We start from the raw sequence: 21,177 nt of genomic DNA on the forward strand, positions 1-21,177 counted from the left end.
GGTTTCTTTAATCTGATTTTTTACAAATCAGCTCATCCTTTTGTATATCTGCAATCATTTTATATATAAAAGCCATAACAGCGTCGGCAATCATATTGTTCTTCTTTTCAATCTTTTCATTTGAATAGCAGATTACTCTAATATCCTCTATAAGTCTCTCAAACCTTTTTTCATGACAAGCAGCATATTTACTCATTATATCCTCCTCAATATACTCATCATTCCATTTATCTATCAAAGCTTTTTTTGTCGCATCTATTAAACTTGAAATCCTATAAAAAAGCAAGTCTTTATTTTCAGAGTTATAATTAGTTGTTTGTATTTCAATTAAACTTAATGCATTTTTAAATTCTTCCAATTCTATTTTTAATAGCTTCCTAATCTCTTCAGCATTTATATAATTTAATTGATATTGTATAATATCATCGATTTCTTTAGCATAAAACTGCTTATCAAAATCCTTCCCAAATAAACCATTGAACTTATTTAAATTTAAACTCCCAAGTATTAATTTTAAAATTTTAGGAGGTATCGGCAGTCCAAGAAGGGTAAGATTTTCAAGGATACTAATGGCTTCCGTCAATATCAAAAAACTCAATATAAGCCTTGTTACCATGTTAGTTTGAATAATAGTCTCTATTCCAATTTCAAGAAGTCTTACAACAAAAACAGTTGTAAAATATACTGCTATTTTTTTAACTGCCCTTTGAAATCTTCTGCTTGTAAATTTTCTAATTTTAATAGCATAGCTGCAGGCAGTTATAGTATCAATTATTATTAAGATGAATAGAACTATTATCGATACTTTAAAAGGAGAAAAAATCATAATAAAAGAACCTACAATAAGCTTTATCTGCCACATTTCAAATACTTTTGATATATAATCCATAACCTCACATCCATTATTAAAAGTGCATCTTTTTTCTAATACAATATATGTAAACCTTATCTAATGTGATATACTTAATATATGTTATTTTATTTTAGAAGGAGTATTAGAATGGACAGATTACTTTTTGGAATTTCAGGACTTCCTTTAGGAGATGGAAAATCAAAGTTTACCTATAAATCTGCAATAACTTACCTAAAATCTATTGGGCTTGATGCCATGGAACTGCCCTTTGTAAAGTCAGTTAATGTTACAGAAAAAAATAAAGATGAAATTTTAGAGGAAAAAAGTAAAAATGATTTTTATCTTTCTGCTCATGGTTCTTATTTTATAAATCTTAATGCTGATGAGGTTATGAAGCAGGAGCAGTCTATAGAAAGAATAGTAAAGGGTGCTAAGGCTCTATCTCTTGTAGGAGGAAAAAGCATAGTGTTCCACCCTGGATTTTATCTTAACGATTCCCGTGAGGAAACCTACAACACAATAAAAGAAAACCTTTTAAAACTTCCCGATATAGGTGTCTTTTACAGGCTTGAAACAACCGGAAAGCCTACACAGTTCGGTGACATAGATGAGCTCATATCTCTTTGCAGTGAAATCAAAACCTGCAGGCTCTGTATAGATTTTTCACACCTTCATGCGAGGGGCAACGGATGCCTTAAGGGATATGACGATTTTATAAAAATTCTTGACAAAGTTGAAAAAAAACTTGGAAAGCAAGCTATAGAAGATATGCATATACATTTATCTGGTATAAACTATGGATTAAAGGGAGAAAAAAATCACCTTCCATTTAAGGAAAGCGATTTTAATTATGAGGAATGTTTAAAGGCTATTAAGGATTTTAATGTTAAAGGATGTATAATCTGCGAAAGCCCAGTTCTCGAATATGACGCTATTCTTTTAAGAGATACCTATAACAGCCTATAATTTTAAAACTTTTAAGCTAATAATAGACTTTAACTGCCCATAATACTGCATTAAAATCTTTTAGCGTATTAAGAAACATACCCTTGCAGTATTATGGGCTTTATTATAATCTAAAGCAAATTTTTAATTATTTAATTATATTCATCTATAAACTTTTGACATCTTTATCATATTTTTTAAGGATAAGTGCAACAATTAAAGAAATAATACAGCTAATGCCTAAAACTTTGTAAAGGAAAAATATATCCTTAATTTGAAGTATAAAACCTCCTCCTATATTCCCTAAAAGTCCTCCAAGTCCTCCTGCAAGAGCTGTAAAAGCAGTAAGGGCAGATGTTTTTAAATTAGATGTTGAGTTAATATTTATATATTCTATTGTAGTTAAAAGATATAACGGAAAAGTTATAGACTGCATAAACTGTACCAAAATTACAGCATTATAAGAAGTACATTGGGAGCTTAAAAAGAATCTTATTACAAAAAATAAAATACCTATAATATATAAATTAAGTACACCAGTTTTTTTCATTATTTTATTTCCAAGAAAAAGAAAAGGAAGCTCACTCATTGCAATTACAAACCAAACTATTCCAAGTTTTGATACATCTCCACCTGTTTTCTGAATTAATATGCTTATATAGTTGCCGTTTGCCCCCATTGATATAGACGCAAACATTGCAGAAATTACTATAAGAACAAATTTTTTATCCCTTATAAGCTTTGAAATATCATAAAAGTCTATAGGAATTCGAGTTCTTTTCCCTTTAAATTTTATGGTTTTTAATATAAGTATTGTACATAACATAAGAATTGAATAGGAAATAAAGCTAAACTCAATTCCCAATTTTTTAATCAAAATTCCAAGAAGCAATGCTGCTATAGCATATCCCAAAGAACCCATGAGCCTTATTTTACCAAATTGCAAACCTTTATTTTTTTCAATAATCTCATAGCAGTAAGCATCTGTTATAGAAAGTATAGGGCTTTGAAATGTCATAAAAATAATAAGGGAAAACAGAATAGCCTCAAAGCTTTTTGTAAACAAAAACAAAAGTATTAGGATTGAGCATAAAATCATAGTAATAAATATAACTTTTCTCTTTCCTGAATACTTATCGCTTATAACTCCCCATATAGGAAGGGCTATAATGCTGATTAATGAATTTACTGCATACAAAATACCTATTTTGTAATAGGGAATACCCCTCATTTGAAAATACATAGTCAGAAATGGATAAAAACATGCAACTGTGCTATATAAAATAAAATATAAAATGTTTAATTTGATTTTCAGTAATTTTATCCCCATCATTTAACCCTTTCTATCCTAAAACTATTTTAATATTATATTACATATTCATCCCATTTAAAAGCCTTTAAATCCCTAAACTTACCTAATGTTTATTTTCCAAAATTTTAGTATAATTAAAATATAAAGTTATATTTTGGAGGGCATATAATGAAATTTATAAATTTAATTAAAAAAATGTTCTTTTCCTTAAAGCAAAGCATAAAACGTTTCCCTTTAACCCTTCTTCTTACATCTATTACTGCAATTATGCTTATAATTCAATCAGAAATAACTAAAAGTCAAAATACAAATTTACATGATACTCTAACAAGAATTGTGATGATTCTTGCTCTTTCAGTTCCAATATCATTAATTTTAACCTTTATATCAGAAAGGTTAGAAAATCTAAAATCAACTACTAAAATTATATATTACTTAATATCTATTATTTTTCTTTTTATTTATTATACTGCTTTTATTAAAAAATTAGATATGGTATCAGTAACAAGATATACAGCATTAAGTTTGGCATTTTACCTTATAGCTCTTATAACTCCTTATTTTTATGATAAAGAAAATCTTGAACTTTATACTATAAGGCTTTTAACAAGATTCTTCGTTACGATTTTTTATGCTGCTGTCCTTCAATTTGGAATAAGCGCAATACTATTTACCATTGATAAACTTCTTGGAATACATGTTTATGATAAACTTTATCTTTATGTATGGTTTTTGATAGCTGGTATGTTTATACCTTCATACTTTTTATCTGGGATACCTAAAAAGGATGAAAATCTTTTAATAGCTGATTATTCTAAGGTTCTTAAAATACTCCTTATATATATAGTAATACCTCTTATTTCCATATATACTATAATACTCTATATATATTTTGCTAAAATTGTAATAACCCTTCAGTGGCCAAAGGGGCTTGTTGGAAATCTCGTACTTTGGTATTCTGCGATTACAACGATAGTTATATATTTAATATGGCCTATAAAAAACGAAAGCATTTATGTAAACACTTTTATAAAATATATTACAAAACTTATAATTCCTCTTATATTAATAATGTTTCTTTCATTAGGAATCAGAATAAAAGCCTATGGCTTTACTGAAAATAGATATTTTGTAATAGCTCTTGGTCTTTGGGTATTAATAGTCATGATATATTGGAATGTATCAAAGCTAAAGAAAAATATATTTTTACCTTTATCTTTAGCAATAATTGCTATACTTTCTGTTACAGGACCTTTAAGTGCATATTCAATTTCAATTAAAAGCCAGAATAAAAGATTTGAGAGCATATTAATTAAAAATAATATGTTAAAAGACAATAAAATAATATCTTCAAACAATATATCAAACGAAGATAAAAAAGAAATAAGTTCTATATTAAGCTATTTCGAAAGAGATCACAGCTTTAAAGATTTAAAGCATATTCCGCCGGATTTTAAAATGGAAGATATGAATAAAATATTTGGTTTTAATTATATGGATATATGGTATGATAAGGAATTGGGAGATTATTTTTCATATATGCTAAGCGATTTAAATAATCCAATCGATATAAAGGGTTATGATTATCTTTTTAATTTCAGGTATCCAGGGAACCTTCAAAGCCAGTCAAACGAAAGACTAAAAGTTGAATACAGCTATGATACCCGAATGATTAAAATATATTTAGATAACAATAAAGTATTCGAAAAGAACTTAACAGAAATCGCAAAGGATATTCATAAAAAATATGGATTCCAAAATAAAGAAAGGGCTTCCCTGTCTGATATGACATATACTTTTGAAAATGAAAAACTTAAAATGAAATTTATAATCTTTTCAGTAAACGGCAACAGGGATACAACTTCAAAAGACAATATTAGAATAAATTCAATTGAATTTGATTTGCTAATAAATATTTTAACTTCAAAGTAAAAAATAATATAAAAGCCCATAGACTAATCAAAATAGTTTATGGGCTTTAAATATCAATATATAAAATCATCCTTTACAGGAGTTAAAAATATTTCCTTAACTTTATTCAATTCTTTTGACTGGCCTAATGCCCACATAAGTTTTACAACTGCTGCTTCTCTTGTCATATCAAAGGCAGGAATTACAGGGGTTTTAAGTGCCTTTTGGCCTACTTCATAAAGGCTAAGATCGCTTCCTTCAAGTATAACCTGCGTTGTAACCACAACTGCTATTCCTTTATCAACAAGTTCCTTTATCTTTGGTAGAAGGTTTTTATCATCTTCAAAAGGAATTCCCCCGCTTCCATAGCTTTCTATTATAAGTCCCTCATATCTATCCTTTATAAAGTCGAGAATATCAGGTTCAATGCCTGGAATAAGCTTTAGTAAAAATACTTTAGAAGATATAGAAGTATTAAAATTAGGTTTTTCGGATTTTTTTATAACATCGCCTTTGTTATATACAACATCGCCATCTTTAATAAAGGCTATATATGGATAATTGATGCTCTCAAAGGCATTATAGCTCCTTGTCCTTAATTTTGTAGCCCTCGTTCCTAAAATAACCTTCCCATCAAATACTACAAACACTCCTCCTACATCTTCGCAGGAAAATCTTATCGCATCTATTAAATTTTTAACTCCATCAGTATCCTTTTCAGATATAGGTTTTTGTGCTCCTGTTATAACAACAGGCTTATTAAGATTTTGAAGCATGTAAGATAATGCAGCTGATGTATATGCCATAGTATCCGTTCCGTGGGTTATAACAAATCCATCATAATTATAATAATTTTTAATAATGTATTCTGCTATTTTGACCCAATATTCAGGCTTCATATTTGTACTGTCTATGTTTAAAATCTGAAAGGTCTCAATGCTGCAATAACTTTTAACTTCGCTTACATAGTCTAAAAGCGTGCTTGCTGCTACTGAAGGTGTTAATCCTTCTTTTCCTTTAGCTGAAGCTATTGTCCCTCCCGTTGCAATCATAAGTATTTTCTTCATTGAATTATTCCCCCTATAAGACAGAAAATTATCTAATTATATGATACAACAAATAAATTTTAATTTTAACTACTTATTAAAAAATTATACAGCCTTTAGTCCAAAATCCCTGTTTAAAAGAGAAGCATATTCCTTAGCTTTGCTTTTTGGATAAGGAGGAATGTCTTTAAGAGGAGGGCTTATTCCAATATCTGTCCACTTCTCCTCCCCCATCTTATGATAGGGAAGAAGTTCGACTTTCTCTATGCAGCTATAATTTTTAGCGAAGCATCCTAATTTTTTTATATAGTCAATTGAATCTGTCCATCCCTCAATTATTACCTGCCTTAAAATTACAGGAACTTTTTCTTTATTCAGGTATTCTAAAAGTTTTATTGATTTTTTATTGGTTTTGCCTGTAAGTTTAATGCACATATCATCATCTATATGTTTAATATCTAAAAGCACAATATTTGTATAGGGAATTATCTTTTTTGCAACATCTATATCAACATATCCGCAGGTATCAAGGGCAGTATTAATTCCTTCTTTTTGGCATCTTTTAAAAAGTTCACATATAAATTCATATTGAAGAGTAGGCTCTCCTCCGCTGACAGTTATTCCTCCCCCTGAAGCATCAAAATACGGCTTATATTTTAATATAAATTTCATAAGCTCATTTATATCATAATTAGGTTCCTTTATAGTTCTCGTATCTGCGTTATGGCAGTAAAGACATCTTAAAGGGCACCCCTGAAAAAAAATTACATTTCTAATTCCTGGACCGTCTAATGTTCCAAAGGTTTCAATTGAGTGTATACAAGCTCTCATAATATCACCTACATATTATTATGAAATGTTCTTCCTATAACTTCTTTTTTCTGTTCTTCAGTTAACCTATTAAAATTAACTGCATATCCTGAAACCCTTATTGTAAGCTGGGGATACTTTAATGGATTTTTCATAGCATCTATTAATGTTTCCCTCGATATTACATTCACATTTAGATGATGTCCTTTATTATAAAAATATCCATCTAAAACAGCCTTTAAATTATTTATCTTATCGTTATATTCTTTTCCTAATCCTTCTGGCACTAAATTTAAAGTGCATGAAATTCCATCCCTGCAGGTATCATAGGATATTTTTGAAACTGAATTTAAAAATGCTAAAACTCCATTTTTATCTCGTCCCGCCATAGGATTTGCACCAGGTGCAAAGGGTATTTTTGCAGCTCTTCCATCAGGTGTTGCCCCTGTCTTTTTACCATAAACAACATTTGAAGTTATAGTTAGTATTGAAAGGGTTGGATATGCGTTTCTATAAAGTTTAAACCTTTTTATTTTATCATAAAAAAGTTTTGTTATTTCATCTGCAATACCATCAACTGAATCATCATCATTACCGTAGCAGGGAAACTCCCCTTCTATTTTAAAATCACAGGTTATTCCTCTTTCATCCCTTATTGGCCTTACCTTTGCATATTTTATTGCACTTAATGAGTCTGCTGCAACAGAAAGTCCGGCAATTCCAAAGGCCATAAGCCTCTCAACATATGTGTCGTGAAGTGCCATCATTATTCTTTCATAGGCATATTTATCATGCATATAATGAATTATATTCATAGCATCAACATAAACCTTTGTAACCCAATCGAGTACCTTATTAAAATTTTTCATAACCTTTTCATAATCGAGAATATCATCGTTTATTGGCTCTATATCAGGTACTATTAAAGTTCCGCTCATTTCATCCCTTCCCTCGTTTAAAGATAGAAGAAGGGTTTTTACTATGTTGCATCTTGCTCCGAAAAACTGCATCTGTTTTCCAAGAGTCATAGCTGAAACGCAGCAGGCAATTCCATAGTCATCTCCATGATAAATCCTCATTAAATCATCGTTTTCAAATTGAATTGAACTCGTTTTAATTGAGATTTTGCTGCAGAACCTTTTAAAGTTTTCTGGAAGCTCCTTAGACCATAAAACAGTAAGGTTAGGCTCAGGGGCTGGTCCAAGATTTATCAGAGACTGAAGATATCTAAAGCTGTTTTTTGTAACAAGAGGTCTTTTATCTTCACAAGTTCCTCCAACAGCTTCTGTAATCCATAAAGGATCTCCTGCAAAAAGCTCGTTATATTCAGGTGTTCTAAGCTCCCTTGCAAGCCGAAGTTTTATTATAAACTGATCTATAATCTCCTGAGCAGTTTTTTCATCTATAGTTCCCTCTTTTAAGTCCCTTTCAATATATATATCAAGGAAAGTGCTTGTTCTCCCAAGGGACATTGCAGCACCATTCTGCTCTTTTATTGCAGATAGATAGGCAAAATACAGCCACTGAACAGCTTCTATTGCATTTTTAGCAGGTTTTGATATGTCAAACCCATAATCCTTTGCCATAACTTTAAGTTCCTCAAGTGCTCTTATCTGCTCAGTTATCTCTTCTCTAAGCTTTATAGTTTCTTCATCGATTATATTTATTTTATTATAATCTTCCCTTTTCTTTTCAATTAAAAAATCTACTCCATAAAGGGCTACCCTTCTATAATCCCCAATTATTCTTCCTCTGCCGTAGGCATCTGGAAGTCCTGTTATAATACCATTTTTTCTTGCTTTTTTTATATCATCAGTATAAGCATCAAATACCCCTTGATTGTGGGTTTTTCTATACTTTGTAAATACCTCTTCTATTTCGGTACTTAATTTATAGCCGTAAGATTCTGCTGCCTGCTTTGCCATCCTTATTCCACCATAGGGGTTAACAGACCTTTTTAAAGGCGCATCGGTTTGAAGTCCAAAAATAATCTCAAGTTCTTTATCTATATATCCAGCTTTGTAAGAAGTAATTCCACTTACCCTTTCAGTATCTATATCTAAAACTCCTCCCCTTTGCAATTCTTCATTTAAAAGAGTCTTGCATTTTTCCCAAAGCTTTATAGTCTTTACTGATGCTCCTTCAAGAAAACTTTCGTCTCCAAAATAGGGAGTTAAATTCTTTTGAATAAAATCCCTGACATTTATTTCTTTTTGCCACAATCCCTCTTTAAAATTTCTCCATTCCTTTTCAAACATAAAAAATACCTCCTTTTTTATTACCAAGAGGTCAAAAAAACATAAGACCCCCTGGTTTTGCCCAGGCGGTCGGCATTATGTAAAAATCACACTCCCTGTGGTAAACTCCACTTCCGCCAGTCGTGTGATAATTTTTAATAATTATGGCATTATTCTACGAAAAAACATATACTTTGTCAACAGCTTGATTTTTCCAATCCGTATAACATTACATATAGATTTTAATATTTTTAATATTTTAAATATTTAAATCACATGATATAATAAATATGATAGTTAAACTATCACTAAAAAATTCTAATTATTACATATATTCACGGAGGGCAAAATGAATTTATCAAAGGAAGCAAAAAAAGAACTAATTATAAGTTCAGCTCTTGAACTTTTCTTACAAAAGGGAATCAATGAAACGAAAATAACCGATATAGCTGAAAAATCAGGAGTTGGAGTTGCGTCCGTCTATAGATACTTTGAAAACAAAACTAATATATTAATCTGCGCTGCAACTTTATTTTGGCAAAAGGAAATTAATAAATATTATGAAATGTATAATAGGGATGAATTCAAAAATTTAAATGGTCTTGAAAAAATTAAAAGCCTTCTCTATTCATTTTTAGAAATATATAATCATGAGCCGCAATTTTTTTCTTTTCTTGAGCAATTTGATAATTATATAAAAACAGAACATGTATCTTCTAATCTTCTCAAAAACTATGAAGAAAATATACTCAATTTAAAGGATTTAATACTTGTTTCAATTGAGCAAGGAAAAAATGAAGGCTTAATAAGAAAAGATTTAAACAGCAGTGAATTTTATATTACTGTAACTCATTCTCTTATGAGTCTTTGCCAAAAGCTTATATTAAGGGGGGATATATTAGAAAGCGATAATATAATCTGTGCTAATGCTCAGATTGAACTGCTTATTAAAATGTCTTTGAATTATATATCAAATAAATAATTTCAATTAACAGGGGGAAATTACTATGAAAGAAAAATTACCTTTATCAAAGCAAATAGCCTATGCTCTCGGGCAATTCGGCTGGTCGCTGCTTTCTGGAATAATAGGGACTTATCTTGTGTTTTACTACATACCAACTGAAAAATCAGGCATAAGCCCTGTTGTCCCGCAGGTTGCTTATTTTGGATTTTTATCCATTATAGGGCTCATAACTATGCTTGGAAGATTTTTCGATGCAATAACCGATCCATGGATTGCAACATTAAGCGACAGATGTAAATCAAAAAGAGGAAGAAGAATTTCCTTTATGCAGTATTCTGCTATTCCTTTTGCTCTTTTTACAGTTTTGGTATTTTGGACTCCTATAAAGGGAATAAGTTCCCTTAATGCTTTATTTTTAACTGTAACACTTCTTTTATTCTATCTATTTATGACAATGTATGTAACACCCTATTTTGCTCTTATGTCTGAACTTGGGCACACTCCTGATGAGAGGCTTAACCTTTCAACAGCAATATCTGTAACATGGTTTTTAGGCTTTGCTGCATCCTCACAGGCTCCTGTTCTTTGGAACGTATTTGTAAACATGGGATATAAAAAAGAAACTGCAATGCTAATTGCCTTTTCAATATTTGCAGTAATTGGTCTTATATTTCTTTTAATACCTGTATTTACAATAGACGAAAAAAGATACTGTGAATCAACTCCTTCTGAAATAAATATGATTGAATCTATTAAAGCAACTTTTAGAAATAAAGAGTTTAAAATATTTGTTTTCTCTGATTTAGTTTACTGGCTCGCAATTACAATGTTCCAAAATGCACTTTTATATTATATAACTATACTTCTTGATAAGCCCGAATCTATGCTCAGTTTCCTTCTTATACTTCTTGGAGTCGGCTCCTTTATATTCTATGTTCCTGTAAACTTTCTTGCAAAGAAGTTTGGAAAGAAAAAGCTTTTAATTATTGCATTCTTCTTCTTTATTGCAGTATATGTGTTTGGATTCTTCCTTGGACTTATTCCTATTTCAAAAACTCTTCAGGCTTATCTGTTAGTAATTATTGCATCAATACCTATGGCAATATTTGGTATACTTCCAAATGCAGTTATTGCAGATATTGCCGAATATGACGCAAGAAAGACCGGAAACAGGAGAGAGGCTATATTCTTTGGTACAAGAACCTTTATGTCAAAAGTAGGCCAGATGCTCTCTATGCTCTTTTTAAGCGCACTTCTTCTTTTAAAGAAAAATGGAAGCAATGTTCTTGGTATTAGACTTACAGCTGTAGCCGCAGCCATATTCTGCTTCTTAGGACTTTTACTTTTACTTGGATATAACGAAAAGAAAATACTTGAGGGCATTAGCGATGCCCCACAAGATGAAAAGGGGACGGTTACTTATTTATAATCATAGGCACTACTATAAAATTCTCATTTATTAAAAATCATGAAAATATATAACAACATCTATAAAGACTTTAAATATTAAAATAGGTACGGCATGCCGTACCTATTTTAATACTAATAATAACTCACCTGCTTTAACCTGCTGTCCTTCCTTTACCTTTATACTTTCGATTTTTGCATCAAAGGGAGCTGTAATGTTTATCTCCATCTTCATAGCTTCAATAACCATAATTGTCTGGTTCTTTTTAACATCTTCTCCTTCTTTTATTAGCAGTTTTAAAACTGTTCCAGGTATACTTGCTCCTATTTCAAATTTATTTTCAGGATCTGCCATCTCTACAGTTTTAATCTCACTTTTAGCGCTTATTGCCTTATCCTTAATCTTTATCTCTCTTCTGTTTCCATTTACTTCAAAGGCGACTGTTCTTAATCCTTCACTATCAAGTTTCCCAATCTCAAGCAGCTTTATAATCAAAACCTTACCCTCTGCTATTTCAACTTCACAGGTTTCTCCTTCATAAAGCCCATGGAAGAATATATCGCTTCCAATTCTGCTCAAATCACCAAATTCTCTTACATATCTTAAATACTCCTCAAAGACTTTAGGATATAGAGCATAGCTTAGAGCATCCTTCATTGTAGGCTCTATTTTTAAATTTTCCTTTAAATGATTTTTTATTTTATCAAAATCCTCCGGCTCTAAAAGCTCACCAGGTCTGCATGTTATTGGCTTTTCACCTTTTAAAACAATATCTTGAAGCTCCTTTGGAAATCCCCACTGCGGCTGACCCATCATACCTTTAAAATAGTCAACAACTGAATCTGGAAAGGCCATATCCTTTGCCTTCTCACATATATTTTCAGGAGTTAAATCATTTTTTACCATAAAAATTGCAAGATCTCCCACGACCTTTGATGATGGGGTAACCTTAACAATATCTCCAAGCAAATCATTAACTTTTTTGTACATTTCCTTTATTTCATGGAATTTGTGTCCAAGGCCAAAGCTTTCAACCTGAGGTTTTAAATTAGAATACTGCCCCCCTGGTATTTCATATTTATATATTTCTGCCGCTGAGGATTTAAGCCCAGATTCAAACTGCATATACACAGGTCTTACATCATTATAGTAGTCACATATAACTTGTATATCATCAAGATTTATTCCTGTATCCCTCTTTGTATTTTTTAAAGCTGCAACTATTGAGTTTAATGCAGGCTGGCTTGTAAGGCCTGACATGCTGTTAAATGCACAATCAGCAATATCAACTCCCGCCTCTGCAGACAGAAGTACTGTTGCAACTCCATTACCGCTCGTATCGTGTGTGTGAAGATGTATTGGTATTGAAATTTCTTCTTTAAGAGCTTTAATTAATTTATATGCTGCATGGGGCTTTAAAAGTGCTGCCATATCCTTTATTCCAAGTATATGGGCACCCATCTTTTCTATTTCCTTTGCCATCTTTATATAATAATCGAGAGTATATTTATCCCTTTTTTCATCTAATATATCTCCAGTATAACACATACAAACTTCAGCTATTTTACCTGTTTTTAAAACCTCATCTAAGGCTACTTCCATGCCTTTAAGCCAATTTAAAGAATCAAAAATTCTAAAAACATCTATTCCGCTGTTTGCAGATTCCTTTACAAATTCCCTAATAACATTGTCTGGATAGTTTTTGTACCCTACTGCATTTGAACCTCTAATAAGCATTTGGAATAATATATTTGGAATCTTTGCTCTTAGCTTTTCGAGCCTCTCCCAAGGGGACTCCTTTAAAAATCTGTATGAAACGTCAAAAGTAGCACCGCCCCACATCTCGAGAGAGAAAAGATCTCCTGCAAGTACTGAAGTTACCTTTGCTATTTTTAGCATATCTATTGTCCTTAGTCTTGTAGCCATAAGTGACTGATGGGCATCCCTCATAGTTGTATCGGTTAAAAGCAGCTTATCTTGAGATTTTATCCATTCAACAACTCCCATGGGACCTTTTTCATCGAGTATCTGCTTTGTTCCTCTTAGGCTTTCTATTCTTTTGATTTTTGGAACTGAAGGCACATCAAATTCTTTTTTAACTCCCTTAGTTTCGTTTACAACTTTATCCCCGATAAATTTTAATATCTTTAGTTCCTTATCTTCTCTTGGCCTTACATCAAGAAGCTGTGGGTTTTGTGAAATAAAGGAAGTATCACAATCTCCCTTTAAGAACTTTTCATGGGTTAATACATTTATTAAAAAGGCTGAATTAGTTTTAACACCGCTTATAGTCGTCTCTTTAATTGAGCGTACTGCCTTTCTTACTGCATCTTCAAAGGTTCTTGAATGGGATATTATTTTTACAAGAAGGCTGTCATAATATGGGGTTATTATTGAGCCTGTAAATCCGTTTCCTCCATCAAGCCTTATTCCAAATCCAGAGCCAGTCCTATATACATCTATTTTACCTGTATCTGGTGCAAAACTATTTGAAGGGTCCTCTGTTGTAATTCTGCATTGTATTGCAAAGCCGTTAACTTTTATATCATCCTGAGATACTATTCCAATCTCCTTTGAATTTAATTCATATCCTTGAGCTATTAAAATCTGACTTTGAACTATGTCAATACCTGTTACCATCTCGGTTACTGTATGCTCAACCTGTATTCTTGGGTTCATTTCAATAAAGTAGTGATTTCCGTATTTGTCTACAAGAAATTCTAACGTACCAGCACTTCTATAGCCAACAGCTTTTGCAATTTTTAATGCATCAGAGCATATTTCATCTCTCTTTTCCTTAGGAAGAGAAAAAGCAGGAGTATATTCTATAAGCTTTTGGTGTCTTCTTTGTATCGAGCAATCCCTCTCATATAGATGTACTATGTTTCCATATTTATCTCCTATAATTTGAACTTCAATATGTTTTGGACCCTCAAGATATTTTTCAATGAATATATCATCAATACCAAAGGCTTTTTTTGCTTCGCTTCTTGCGCTATTAAAGGAACTTATAAGTTCATCCTCACTTTTTACAATTCTCATACCCCTGCCGCCGCCTCCAGCTGCAGCCTTTAACATTACAGGGTATCCGCACTGTCTTGCAAATTCAATCGCTTTTTCCTCTGATGTTATAGGCTTTTCAACGCCTGGAATGATAGGAACCCCTGTAGACTTTGCAACTAATTTACACTTTATCTTATCCCCAAGTTTATCCATCATATCAGCAGTAGGTCCTATAAATTCTATTCCCGCTTCTTCACATTTTCGTGCAAATTCAGGATTTTCAGACAAAAAACCATAGCCAGGATGTATTGCATCAACGCCTTTTTTTATTGCAAGACTTATTATCTCATCTATGCTGAGGTAGGCCTCAATTGGTCCCTTATTTTGTCCTATGAGATAGGATTCATCAGCCTTTGTTCTAAAAAGAGCACATTTATCTTCATTGGAGTATATTGCAACTGTCCTTATACCAAGCTCATGACAAGCCCTGAATATTCTTATTGCGATTTCTCCTCTGTTCGCAACAAGAACCCTCTTGAATTTTTTAATCAATCACACCACTCCTTAATTAATATATATTTAATGCTTTTTATGCATATTTATTATATAACATTTATATTTATAGAATATTATATATCAGCTTTTTGTTTATTTCAATTAAATTATTTTAATAAATCATAATGGGATTAATTTAATAAATATACAATTTATGTTTTTATCATTTATAATTTATTATTAGCCTTAATAAATTATAAATACTTACATACAGTTTTTTAATTACTGCAAAATAAAAAAGGCAGTAATAATACCACCTTTTAATTTATATATAAAATTTATAATTATCTTACTGCCTTTAATTTAGAAATATCATTCCAATTTTTTGAAGTTATAACCTCTAATGCAGTTAAATCATCTCTTATTCCTTTAACTTCTCCTTCAATCCTTGCAACAGTAATATTTAGATTATCTATTTCTGCCTTATGAACCTCACTGGAATGCTCTAAAGCTCTTAAAATTTGAGTATGTTCATTTAAAATTTGAGTATGTTCATTTAAAATTTGCATATGCTCATCAAGCTTATAATTAATAGATTTCAATAATTCTATAATTTCTTTGTCCATAATTGCACCACCTTTAAGAATATATATTTATATTAACATTAGTATTTATTTTTATCAATTACCAATTCTCTTCTCATTAAAACTTATTCTTTCATATCATCAATGCTATTTTTAATTTTACCAGCATATAATATACCGAATAATCTATGGAGGTTTTTTATGGACAAAGAAGAATTATCAGTTGAATTAAAAGAATGCTATAAAAATATATTTAATCTTAAAAATATGCTCAATTTTACTCAATGTCCAATTAAAAGAATGCAGATAGAAGATGAAATTTTATTTGAAATTAACAAAACTTTATATATGCTTGAAGATTACACTAAATACCGACAAAGGGAATTTACAATTGAAGAACTTTCAAAATATGACGGCTCATTAGGAAACCCTGCATACATTGCAGTATATGGAATAGTTTATGATGTCAGCAATTCTCCAGTTTGGGGAGGAGGAACCCACTTTGGAGCTACAGCAGGTGGTGATTTAACTTCTCAGTTTGAAAAGTGCCATAAGAGAGACTTATCTAAATTAAAAAATCTTCCAATAGTAGGAACACTAAAAGTTTGATTTAAGAAGAAATAAAAAATAAGAATAAAGAACCGTCCCTCTTTAAATATCCCTTAAAGATGGTGGTCTTTATAGCGTATTTCGAAGATATAAGGGAGAAATAATTACAACTGCAAAGGCTGTAAAAATGGTGGCTGATAAGGCTGAATATATAGAATGATAAAGAACTGTCCCTTTTTATTTAAAAAGTTTTAGGAGGATAATCTGTGAATAAATTTGAGAACTGTCCCATGATTGATTCTAAATCTCAAACAGCAATGACACTTATAAATCAATCTATTGATTATATTAAGCAAAACAATGTTCCTAAGTTAAATTTAATATGGCTTGAAGCTACAGGATGTTCAGGCAATATAATATCTCTTCTTAACGGAGAAAATCCAGGGCTTTATTTTCTGTTGAAAGAAATGGTTAATTTAAAATATGATAACAGTCTATCCCCTTATCAGGGTGAGAGGGCCTTTGAAGAATTTTTAGAAGCACTAAATACGGAATTTATTCTTGTTGTTGAAGGTGCTATATCCCTTAAAGATGGTGGCCTTTATAGCGTATTTGCAAGATATAAGGGAAAGATAATAACAACTGCAAAGGCTGTAAGAATGGCGGCTGACAAGGCTAAATATATATTAGCAGTTGGAACCTGCTCATCCTTTGGAGGAATATCTTCAGCATCTCCTAACCCATCTGAATCTATTAGTACCTTTGATTACCTTAATGACAAAACCGTAATTAGAATTCCAGGCTGTCCTGCCCATCCTGACTGGGTTACAGGAACAATTGCCCATCTTATATCCTTTGGAATGCCACTTCTTGATGAGAAAAACAGGCCTCTTATGTTTTATTCTTTAACTGTACATGATGGCTGTACGAGGCGTTCATTTTTTAATAAGGGCATATTTGCACAAAAGCTTGGGGATGCTGAATGTATGTTTAAGCTTGGCTGTAGGGGGCCAGTTACAAAGGCAGATTGTCCTATTAGAAAATGGAATCAGTATGTAAACTATCCTATTGGTGATAATACTCCCTGTATTGGATGTGCTCAGGATAATTTTCCTGATGGAATGGAACCTTTTGTAAGATATTAGGAGGGCATTATGAGTAATATAATTTATATAAATCCTATAACAAGAATTAGCGGCTTTCTTGAAATAGAAGTTAAAATTGAAAACAATGAGATAGTTGATGCTAAAAGCAGCGGGGTTTTATATAGGGGATTTGAAAAAATGCTTCTTGGGCGTTCTCCCCTCGATGCCATATATTTTACTGAAAGAATATGCGGGATATGCTCAACGGCTCATTCTATGGCATCAGCACTTTGCCTTGAAGATGCCTTAAAAATTACGCCAACATTAAATAGCAATCTTTTAAGAAATATTATTCATGGATGCGAATTTATTCAAAACCACATAAGACATTTTTATCAGTTTGTGATCCCCGACTATGTTAAAGGACCTGATATTATAGGAAGCAGTTATTCAAATAATGACTACAGGCTGCCTGATAATTTAAGCTATAGAATAAATAAAAACTATATAGAATCCTTAACCTTTAGTAGAGCAGCCCACGAGATGATAGCTGTACTTGGTGGAAAAGCTCCTCACAATCACGGGATTTTTGTTGGAGGAGTTACCTGTAATATAGATTCTGCAAAAATAATAAAGCTGCAGTCCCTTTTAAAATCAATTAAAGACTTTGTAAATACAAAAATGCTTGAAGATGTATATATAATATCCCAATATTACAGTGATTATTTTAACATTGGTATTGGCTGCAAAAACCTTATGACTTATGGCCTTTTTGACTTTGATGATAAATCTATATTCTACGTTAAACCCTCTGTTTTAATAAATGGAATGAAATATTCCTTTGAAAAAAACAATATAACTGAAAATGTTTTTTATTCTTGGTATGAAACTCAAAGTAACAGCGTTCCCTTTGAAAGTCCTCCAGACACTAATCTTAACAAAAAAGATGCTTACAGTTTTGTTAAAGCCCCACGATACAAGGGCTATCCTATGGAAACAGGCCCTCTTTCAAGGATGTATCTATCTGGAATATACAAGAGAGGAATATCTGCAATGGACAGAATCGTTGCAAGAGCCCTTGAGGCTGATAAGATTATAGATATAGTTGAAAACATGCTTAATATGTTAGAAATTCTCCCATCTAATCAAGATATATACGAAATACCAGATATTGCAATTGGTGCCGGACTTACTGATACAACCCGTGGGAGCCTTGCCCATTATATTTCAATAAAGGATAAAAAAATTGAAAAGTACGATATTATAACCCCTTCCACTTGGAATCTTTCAAGCAGAAGTGAAAATGGTACAAGGGGTCCCGTTGAAAACGCTCTTATTGGAACATATATAAGTAGCTTATCATCTCCTGTTGAAATAGGAAGAATCGTCCGCTCCTTTGACCCTTGTATATCCTGTGCAACCCATGTAGCTGTTAAAGATAAAAAACCTATTGATTTTATAATCGATATTTTATGAGCACTAAGTTAATAGCAATAGGAAATAAACTAATGGGGGATGATGGTATTGCACTAATAGTTGCCGATAAAATAAAAGAAAAGCTCAAAGATATGAATATTGAAGTTATTATTGGAGAAACTGACTTTGACTTTTGCCTTGATTTTATAAATAAAGATGATTTTATTATAATCCTTGATTCAACACATTTTAATATTAAAAAAGGAAATATTACGCTATTACCGTTAGATTCATTAAATCAAAGCAAAAATTTCTTTTTTCCACATAGTTTAAGCTTAATCCACTATCTTTTAATATATAACATAAAGGGTATCTTTATAGGAATAGAAGCAGAAAATATTGATTTTACTAATAGGCTAAGCTCCACCCTTTCTAAAAACCTTGATAATATATGCAATAATGTATTAAAAGTAATAAAAGATTTTAAGGCAGATATATAACATACCTGCCTTTTATGTTTATCTTTCCTGTCCTATAAAAAACAGTGCAACAGTTCCAGGACCAGAATGGGAACCTACCACGGGCCCAACATTATTAATTATAAAGTCTTTAACCTCAAAATCGTTTAAAATCAATTCTTTAACATATAATGCATCCTCAAGGCAGTCGCCATGGCTAATTGTAATTACCTGATCTTTAGGGTTTATTATTCTTTCCTTTAAACTATCTGATAAAAACTTCAGAGATTTTTTCCTTCCCTTAACCTTTCCTATTGGAATAAGCCTTCCCTCTCTATCCACATGGAGCACCGGCTTAATATCAAGTATAGTTCCAAGAGCAGCTGCAAAGCCTGAAACCCTTCCTCCCCTTCGAAGATGCCCTAAATCCTCAACAGTAAAGTAATGATTTATTTTAAGCTTATTATCCTCAACCCATTTTACAACTTCATCCTTTTTGTAACCCTTTTTTAACATCTCATTTGCATAATAAACCAAAAGCCCTTCTCCTAAAGAAGCACATTTGCTATCTATAACAGTAATATCTGCATTTTTATTTTGATCCATTATATGCTGTCTTGCTGATAAGGCACTTCCAACGGTACCACTTAAGGCTGAAGAAAAACCAATATATATTATGGCTTTCCCTTCATCTGTAAATTTTTTAAATACTTCTTCGAACCTGTAAGTATTAACTTGAGATGTTGTAGGCATCTCTCCTTTTCTGACCTCTTCATAAAATTCTTTATAGCTTAAAGTCTTACCAAAATCATCGATATAATCCTTACCCTTGAAATGGCAGGTGAGCCCAAGGGATATTATTCCATTTTCTTCAACATATTTTAGTGGCAAATCAGAACATGAATCTGTGATTAAAATAGTTTCCATCCAACCTTCTCCTATCTTTTTTTATTAATATTATACCAAATTTTAATATTAGTAAACTATAAAGTAATAAGGGACAGTTCTTTTATTTTTCTTATCTAAGATGAATATGGAACAGTTTGATTAAGGGACAGTTCATTAGTTATTTTATTAAAAAATCATAGTTATAACTCTTTATAATTCTTTATTTTTTATGATAAGCACCTCTCAATGCTACAAGTACTATAATTAAGTATTTAAATAGTAAAAAGGGACGGTTAGTGTGAAAATGTTGCATTCCCATATTTGGATATATATGACAATACGCAGTGTTAGATACCGGAGAAAGGAGGTATACAGCAAAAAAAGTGCCACCCAGTTGACAAGTGACAAACTTTTTCATTCCGTCGTTGTGGCTATTTTTTAGTCATGGACTGTTCTGTTATTTTTCTATTTATGCATAAACTTCCCACCTTAGGCAATACTAAAAATAAAAGCTTAAATATTAGCGGAGGTGGTATTTTATGCCCAGAACTGCAAGAATCAAAAGTGAAGATAGTATATATCACATAATGATTAGAAGCGTTGGAGATACTCTTCTTTTTAGAAGCGATGAAGATAAAGATACTTTATTAGACATTGTAAGGCACTATAAGGATATTTTCCTATTTAAAGTATACGCATACTGCCTTATGGATACTCATGCACATTTTCTTATAGATGCAAACGGTGCTGATGTCTCAAAATTCATGCACAGTATAAACCAGTGCTATGCCCAGTATTACAACAAAAAGTACGATAGAAGGGGGCATGTATTTGCCGATAGGTTTAAAAGTATAATAGTTAATGATGATGCTTATCTTGTTACCCTCTCTGGCTATATACATAAAAATCCATCCGATATAAAAAATTACAAAGATAATATCGAAGACTACCCTTATAGCAGCCTTGGAATATACCTTGGGCTTAAAAAAGATACATACGGAATTATTGATACTTACTTTGTTTTAAGTCAGTTCAGCAGTGATATTAAAAGAGCAAGGGAGCTTTATGTAAAATTCGTTGGAAAGTGCAACGACAAAAAAATGAAAGCTATTGTTGAATTTGTTTAGTGTAAAATATAAATACAAAGAGTTGCAGAAATAAAATACAAATAAAAAAATGGAAAAAAGTCATTGCCAACATCCTCAAAATAAAC

General features: G+C 31.6%; 17 protein-coding genes and 1 riboswitch. Of the genes, 9 read left to right on the plus strand and 8 right to left on the minus strand.

The genetic code is table 11. From position 1 onward, the window contains the following. Positions 1-7: 7 nt before the first annotated feature. Positions 8-889 carry a phage holin family protein gene (locus B5D15_RS02955; protein ID WP_078695612.1) on the minus strand — a complete coding sequence of 294 codons (882 nt, stop codon included), beginning with the start codon at positions 887-889 and terminating at the stop codon, positions 8-10. Between the two features lie 111 nt (positions 890-1,000). Here B5D15_RS02955 and B5D15_RS02960 point away from each other — a divergent pair, with 111 nt between their 5' ends. Further along, positions 1,001-1,819: a TIM barrel protein gene (locus B5D15_RS02960; protein WP_078695613.1), complete on the plus strand. Its 819-nt coding sequence runs from the start codon at positions 1,001-1,003 to the stop codon at positions 1,817-1,819. Positions 1,820-1,964: 145 nt separating this feature from the next. On the opposite strand, the gene B5D15_RS02965 is transcribed toward B5D15_RS02960, so the two are convergent. Beyond that, entirely contained in the window at positions 1,965-3,131 is a 1,167-nt protein-coding gene (locus B5D15_RS02965; RefSeq protein WP_078695614.1) for an MFS transporter, read from the minus strand. Between the two features lie 147 nt (positions 3,132-3,278). On the opposite strand from B5D15_RS02965, the gene B5D15_RS02970 reads away from it, so the two are divergent. Then, on the plus strand, positions 3,279-5,042 hold the full coding sequence (locus B5D15_RS02970; RefSeq protein ID WP_242948679.1) for a DUF4153 domain-containing protein: 1,764 nt from the start codon (positions 3,279-3,281) through the stop codon (positions 5,040-5,042). A gap of 53 nt (positions 5,043-5,095) precedes the next feature. On the opposite strand, the gene B5D15_RS02975 is transcribed toward B5D15_RS02970, so the two are convergent. The 3 genes from B5D15_RS02975 to pflB form a co-directional block, all read right to left on the minus strand. Next, a complete protein-coding gene (locus B5D15_RS02975) occupies positions 5,096-6,088 on the minus strand; it encodes an asparaginase (RefSeq protein WP_078695615.1) in 993 nt (330 codons plus the stop codon). Positions 6,089-6,172: 84 nt separating this feature from the next. Continuing rightward, on the minus strand, positions 6,173-6,898 hold the full coding sequence (gene pflA, locus B5D15_RS02980; RefSeq protein WP_207651443.1) for a pyruvate formate-lyase-activating protein: 726 nt from the start codon (positions 6,896-6,898) through the stop codon (positions 6,173-6,175). Between the two features lie 8 nt (positions 6,899-6,906). Continuing rightward, positions 6,907-9,135, minus strand: a complete 2,229-nt coding sequence (gene pflB, locus B5D15_RS02985) for a formate C-acetyltransferase (RefSeq protein ID WP_078695617.1) — start codon at positions 9,133-9,135, stop codon at positions 6,907-6,909. Positions 9,136-9,187: 52 nt separating this feature from the next. After that, a riboswitch (ZMP/ZTP riboswitch) is annotated at positions 9,188-9,269 on the minus strand. A 194-nt stretch (positions 9,270-9,463) separates the two neighbouring features. Between pflB and B5D15_RS02990 the strand changes: the two genes are divergently transcribed. Both B5D15_RS02990 and B5D15_RS02995 read left to right on the plus strand, forming a co-directional pair. Next, entirely contained in the window at positions 9,464-10,096 is a 633-nt protein-coding gene (locus tag B5D15_RS02990) for a TetR/AcrR family transcriptional regulator (RefSeq protein ID WP_078695618.1), read from the plus strand. A gap of 25 nt (positions 10,097-10,121) precedes the next feature. Continuing rightward, entirely contained in the window at positions 10,122-11,507 is a 1,386-nt protein-coding gene (locus tag B5D15_RS02995) for an MFS transporter (RefSeq protein ID WP_078695619.1), read from the plus strand. A gap of 102 nt (positions 11,508-11,609) precedes the next feature. Here the strand turns inward: B5D15_RS02995 and B5D15_RS03000 are convergent, their stop codons facing one another. Next, positions 11,610-15,038: a pyruvate carboxylase gene (locus B5D15_RS03000; protein ID WP_143287179.1), complete on the minus strand. Its 3,429-nt coding sequence runs from the start codon at positions 15,036-15,038 to the stop codon at positions 11,610-11,612. Positions 15,039-15,328: 290 nt separating this feature from the next. Then, positions 15,329-15,610, minus strand: a complete 282-nt coding sequence (locus B5D15_RS03005; RefSeq protein WP_078695621.1) for a hypothetical protein — start codon at positions 15,608-15,610, stop codon at positions 15,329-15,331. 159 nt (positions 15,611-15,769) lie between these two features. On the opposite strand from B5D15_RS03005, the gene B5D15_RS03010 reads away from it, so the two are divergent. The 4 genes from B5D15_RS03010 (at position 15,770) to B5D15_RS03025 (ending at position 19,118) form a co-directional block, all read left to right on the plus strand. Continuing rightward, positions 15,770-16,177: a cytochrome b5 domain-containing protein gene (locus B5D15_RS03010; RefSeq protein WP_143287176.1), complete on the plus strand. Its 408-nt coding sequence runs from the start codon at positions 15,770-15,772 to the stop codon at positions 16,175-16,177. Between the two features lie 230 nt (positions 16,178-16,407). Continuing rightward, a complete protein-coding gene (locus B5D15_RS03015) occupies positions 16,408-17,262 on the plus strand; it encodes a hydrogenase small subunit (protein ID WP_078695638.1) in 855 nt (284 codons plus the stop codon). Between the two features lie 9 nt (positions 17,263-17,271). Continuing rightward, a complete protein-coding gene (locus B5D15_RS03020) occupies positions 17,272-18,678 on the plus strand; it encodes a nickel-dependent hydrogenase large subunit (RefSeq protein WP_078695623.1) in 1,407 nt (468 codons plus the stop codon). Further along, entirely contained in the window at positions 18,675-19,118 is a 444-nt protein-coding gene (locus tag B5D15_RS03025; RefSeq protein WP_078695624.1) for a hydrogenase maturation protease, read from the plus strand. The genes B5D15_RS03020 and B5D15_RS03025 overlap by 4 nt, the downstream gene beginning before the upstream one ends. An 18-nt stretch (positions 19,119-19,136) precedes the next feature. Here B5D15_RS03025 and B5D15_RS03030 read toward each other — a convergent pair whose 3' ends face one another. Beyond that, positions 19,137-20,003, minus strand: coding sequence for a DegV family protein (locus B5D15_RS03030; RefSeq protein WP_078695625.1), 867 nt, complete (start codon positions 20,001-20,003; stop codon positions 19,137-19,139). Between the two features lie 500 nt (positions 20,004-20,503). On the opposite strand from B5D15_RS03030, the gene B5D15_RS03035 reads away from it, so the two are divergent. Continuing rightward, positions 20,504-21,091: a transposase gene (locus B5D15_RS03035; RefSeq protein ID WP_078695626.1), complete on the plus strand. Its 588-nt coding sequence runs from the start codon at positions 20,504-20,506 to the stop codon at positions 21,089-21,091. The last annotated feature ends 86 nt before the right edge of the window (positions 21,092-21,177 follow it).

It is taken from the genome of Caloramator quimbayensis, from assembly GCF_900167605.1.
Taxonomy (GTDB): domain Bacteria; phylum Bacillota; class Clostridia; order Clostridiales; family Caloramatoraceae; genus Caloramator_B; species Caloramator_B quimbayensis.